Source organism: Mesorhizobium sp. LEGMi-168a (assembly GCF_058312955.1).
In genome coordinates, this window is sequence record NZ_JBZEGV010000070.1 from 1 (window position 1) to 4,329 (window position 4,329).

A 4,329-nucleotide genomic window follows, 5' to 3' on the forward strand; every position below is an offset into this window, starting at 1 on the left:
GACGCCGCTTGCGGTGCGCTTCATCAAGCTCGGCATCGTCCTGGAGCGCATCCAGCCGGGCAAGCCGCAGCAGAACGGATGCCATGAGCGCTTCCACCTGACCATGCTGCCGCTGGCCAAGGCGCCGAAGGCCGACAGGGCGGCCCAGGCCCGGGCTTTCGAGGCCTTCCGCCGCGAGTACAACGAGCAGCGCCCGCATGAGGCGCTGGGCATGGATACCCCGGCACAGCATTACCGTCCTTCGACCCGCGCCATGCCAAAGACGACGCCCGAGCCGGACTATCCGGCCGAAGCGGCGGTGCGGCGCGTGCGGCAAAACGGCGAGATCAGGTGGAATGGCGACTTCATCTATGTCTCGAAGACGCTGGCCGGCGAAGCGGTCGCCGCGACCGAGACCGAGGACGGGCAATGGTCACTTCACTTCTATGCCCACCCGCTCGGCTTCATCGACCGCAGACACAAGAAACTGGTCCGCCGCAGCCCCATCCAACCCCGACCAGATGGCGCCGCGGCGGACAGCAACTCAGGGGGAAAACTGTAACCCATGTATCCGGTTCAAAGTGTTACCCATCTATCGGCTGGACAGCTGTCATCGACGCTTTCGCCAACCATCGGCGTCGCAAGATGGGCGCCGAGGTTGCGGTCAGCCCCTTCTCCCCGTCACTATACGGGGAGAAGTGCCCGGCAGGGCGATGAGGGGCAGTGCCGACCTCGGCGATTGCCAATCTGCGCCGCAAGTTGGAACTGTCGTTGGCCCGAAATGCTTGCCCTGCGTGCTTGGCGATCTCAGCGCGGCGCGCGTTTGGCCAGTATGCGCTGCAAGGTGCGGCGATGCATGTTGAGCCGGCGCGCGGTCTCGGAGACGTTGCGGTCGCACATTTCATAGACGCGCTGGATGTGCTCCCAGCGCACGCGGTCGGCCGACATCGGGTTTTCCGGCGGCGCCGCTCGCTCGCCCGCGGTGCGGGTGAGTGCCGCAAAGACGTCGTCGGCATCGGCCGGCTTCGACAGGTAATCGACGGCGCCGAGCTTCACCGCCGTCACCGCGGTGGCGATGTTGCCGTAGCCGGTCAGGATGATGGTGCGGGCATCGTCGCGCTTCTCGCGGATGGCGGCGACCACGTCGAGACCGTTGCCGTCGCCCAGCCGCATGTCGACAACCGCATAGGCCGGCGGATGGGCGCGCGCCTTGGCGACTGCCTCTTCGACGCTCTCCGCAGTCTCGACCGCGAAGCCCCTGGTTTCCATGGCCCGCGCCAGCCGGGTGAGGAACGGCTTGTCGTCGTCGACGATCAGCAGCGAGGTGTCCTCGCCTTCAACCATTGCGCCAGTGGTTTCGTCCGCGCTCATTTCATCAGCATCCTACCGACTTAAAGCGCGCCGCGCCGAAACAGATTGTAGCGAACGCGCTTCAAGTTCTTGTTTCCCGGCATGCCGTTGTCCCAAAACCGCTGCACACTTTTGAGCGACATGCCTTACTTTTACGCAGATACAATTCTGCAACAGCAATGTCCAATTTTTACAGCCGGCAACAGAGCTGCCATGCAGCAAACGCAAGGCTCAGGCATTGTCGAACATGGTTCCGGACAGCTGCTCGGGGTTGAGGAAGACGCCGCGCGGCCAGGTGATCTGCACCACCGCGCCCTCGCCGAGCCCGCTCGAATTGCGGAAGTCGAGCGTCGCGCCGGAACGCTCCAGCAAGGTCTTGGCGATGAAAAGCCCGAGGCCGAGGCCGCCGCCGGCCTCGGTTCCCTGGCGCGTCGACATATACGGCTCGCCGATGCGGTCGATGATCTCCGGCGGAAAGCCCGGTCCGTCGTCGATAATGGTGAAGGAGACCTCCTCACTGTCCCAGTTCCAACTGACGGTGACGGTCTTCCTGGCAAAGTCCACGGCGTTCTCGACCAGATTGCCGAGCCCATAGATGACGCCGGGGCTGCGCTGCCCGACCGGCTCCGGTCCGATGCGCTCGCCTGGACGCAGCCGGATCGAGATACCGAAATCGCGGTGCGGCGCCGTCACTTCCTCGACCAGCGAAGTCAGCGGCAGCCGCGAAAGATGCGCCTCGCCTTCCGTGGACAGGCTGGTCAGCCGCTTCAGGATCTCGCGGCAACGCTCGCTCTGCGAGCGCAGCAGCTTCACGTCCTCGCCGAATTTCGCATCCTCGCCGAGCGCTTTTTCCATCTCCTTGGCGACGACGGTGATGGTGGCCAAAGGCGTGCCGAGCTCATGCGCGGCGGCCGCCGCGAGCCCGTCGAGCGCAGAAAGATGCTGCTCGCGCTGCAGCACCAGTTCGGTGGCGGCGAGCGCGTTGGCAAGCAGGCGCGCCTCCGCCGCGACGCGGAAGGCATAGATCGCGGTGAAGGCGATCGAAGCGAACACCGCCATCCACATGCCTGCGACATAGATGAACGGCATCGGCAGCGGCGCGTCCTCGTACCAGGGCAGCGGCAGGTGGAAGAACACAAGCAGCGTGGCCGCCACGATGACCAGCGCGCCCAGCACCGATGTCATGCGCAACGGCAGCGACGCGGCGGAGATGACGACCGGCACGGAGAGCAGCACCGAGAACGGATTGGTGAGACCGCCGGTCATATAGAGCAGGCCGGCGAGCTGCAGGCTGTCGAAGGTGAGGATGGCGAAGGCCGAGGACGGAGTCAGCCGGTGGGCCGCCGGGTAGCGGAAGGTCAGCCAAAGGTTCATCCAGGCCGAGCAGGCGATGAGCGCGAAACACATCGAGACCGGCAACGGGAATTTCAGCCCGTAGGCGACGACGAGCACCGCGATGCTCTGGCCGACGATCGCCAGCCAGCGCAGGCGGATCAGCGTGTTGAGCCGCAGCCGCTGGCTCTGCTGGGTATCGGGCACGCGCAGAATGTTGATCATCGCCAAGAATTACAGCCGCAGGAGGGAGAGCGCTAGGTATCGCTCCGGGGATCGACGGGTCGGAGGTCTGTTGGCAGCAAGGATTCAATGTCCGTTTCGATGCACTATCGTCAACATTCGAGATTGGCTGGTGCGTCCCGCCTTCGTCATCCCAGGGCGAAGCAGGAGCGAAGCTCCGTCGCGGAAACCCTGGGATCCATTCCGTTACCTTGGCTGTGAAGTGCAGCGGAGCAGAATTCTGCATCGTGGCAACGCGTTGAAGTCACGGAATGGATCCTCGGGTCTGCGCTGCGTCGCTTCGCTCCTTGCTCCGCCCGTGGATCACGAAGTGATCCGCGTTTACGCCAATCGCCAACTTATGCGATCCGCCAACGCAAGCGGCCCTCAAAGCTCCTGCGCAAGATTATGTCCCTCTGGGCTTGGCGCGGCTGGTGGCGACGGCAAGAAGCGGGTTTTCCGGCCAGACATGTTTCGGATAGCGGCCGCGCATGTCGGTGCGCACATCCGCCCAGGAGCCGCGCCAGAAGCCGGGCAGATCGCGCGTCGTCTGGATCGGGCGATGCGCCGGCGACAACAGCTCGAGCGTCAGCGGCACCGTGCCGCTGGCGATCGCCGGATGGCGGTCGAGACCGAACAGCTCCTGCACGCGGATCGACAGCACCGGCCATTCGCCATCATAGCGGATCGGCACATGGCTGCCCGACGGCGCGTCGAAATGGGTCGGCGCCAGCGCGTCGACCTTGCGCTGCAGCTCGTGCGGGACGAGCGACATCAGCGCTGCCGCAAGCACACCCGGCTTGATCGCCGCCAAGGAAGCATCGCCGGCCAAGAAGGGCAGCAGCCAGTCGTCGAGCCGGTCGAGAAGCGCCTGATCCGAGACGTCCGGCCAGGGCGCGCCAAGGCCGCGATTGAGCCAGCCGAGCCGCTGGCGCAGCGTTTCAGCTTCCTTGCCCCAGTCGAGCAGCGACAGGCCGTGCTCGCGAAGCGCATCGAGGACGGCCCGATCCGCGTCCGCACCCGAAGGCGCGGGCAACATGCGCTCGGCGAGCGTGATGGCGCCGAGCCGTGCGGTCTCGCGCAGGCGCACGGCGCGCCGCTCGCGGTCGAAGCTCAATTCGCGCTTCGTCTCGATACGGTCGGCAAGTGCCGCTCGGATCTCGGCTTCATCGACAGGCGCAGCGGCGGTGATGCGGGCATTCTGCGCCTTGCCTTGAAGGTCGGCGACGACCAGCCAGGTTTCGCCGGCCAGCGGATCGGCGGCATCGACCATCGCGCCGGAACCATTGGCGAGCACAAAGCGGCCGCGTTCGCCGCGCGCCCTGGCGATACGATCCGGCCAGGCATGGATGAGGAGAGCGCCGGCGCTTTTACCCTCCCCCTTGAGGGGAGGGTCGGCGAGCGAGCCTTGCGCAGCGGGACTCGCTCGCCAGGGTGGGGTCGACG

At 65.7% G+C, this 4,329-nt stretch carries 4 protein-coding genes; 1 reads left to right on the forward strand and 3 read right to left on the reverse strand.

The window, feature by feature from the left end; translation table 11 throughout:
* A partial coding sequence (locus AC4FWB_RS33780; protein WP_491030546.1) for an integrase core domain-containing protein occupies nucleotides 1-541 on the forward strand: 541 nt, incomplete at its 5' end.
* 245 nt (nucleotides 542-786) lie between these two features.
* Here AC4FWB_RS33780 and AC4FWB_RS33785 read toward each other — a convergent pair.
* From AC4FWB_RS33785 to AC4FWB_RS33795, 3 genes are all read right to left on the reverse strand, one after another.
* Nucleotides 787-1,350 carry an ActR/PrrA/RegA family redox response regulator transcription factor gene (locus tag AC4FWB_RS33785; RefSeq protein WP_126096492.1) on the reverse strand — a complete coding sequence of 188 codons (564 nt, stop codon included), beginning with the start codon at nucleotides 1,348-1,350 and terminating at the stop codon, nucleotides 787-789.
* Nucleotides 1,351-1,560: 210 nt separating this feature from the next.
* Nucleotides 1,561-2,886 (reverse strand): ActS/PrrB/RegB family redox-sensitive histidine kinase, encoded by a 1,326-nt coding sequence (locus tag AC4FWB_RS33790; protein ID WP_491030548.1) that lies wholly within the window; start codon nucleotides 2,884-2,886, stop codon nucleotides 1,561-1,563.
* A gap of 403 nt (nucleotides 2,887-3,289) precedes the next feature.
* The coding region (locus AC4FWB_RS33795; RefSeq protein WP_491030547.1) for an ATP-dependent helicase C-terminal domain-containing protein at nucleotides 3,290-4,329 on the reverse strand (1,040 nt) is incomplete at its 5' end.

Bases quoted from the DNA above. Each gene is read 5' to 3' on its own strand.
- AC4FWB_RS33790 (WP_491030548.1), bottom strand. From the start codon at position 2,886: ATGATCAACATTCTGCGCGTGCCCGATACCCAGCAGAGCCAGCGGCTG.
- AC4FWB_RS33785 (WP_126096492.1), bottom strand. From the start codon at position 1,350: ATGAGCGCGGACGAAACCACTGGCGCAATGGTTGAAGGCGAGGACACC.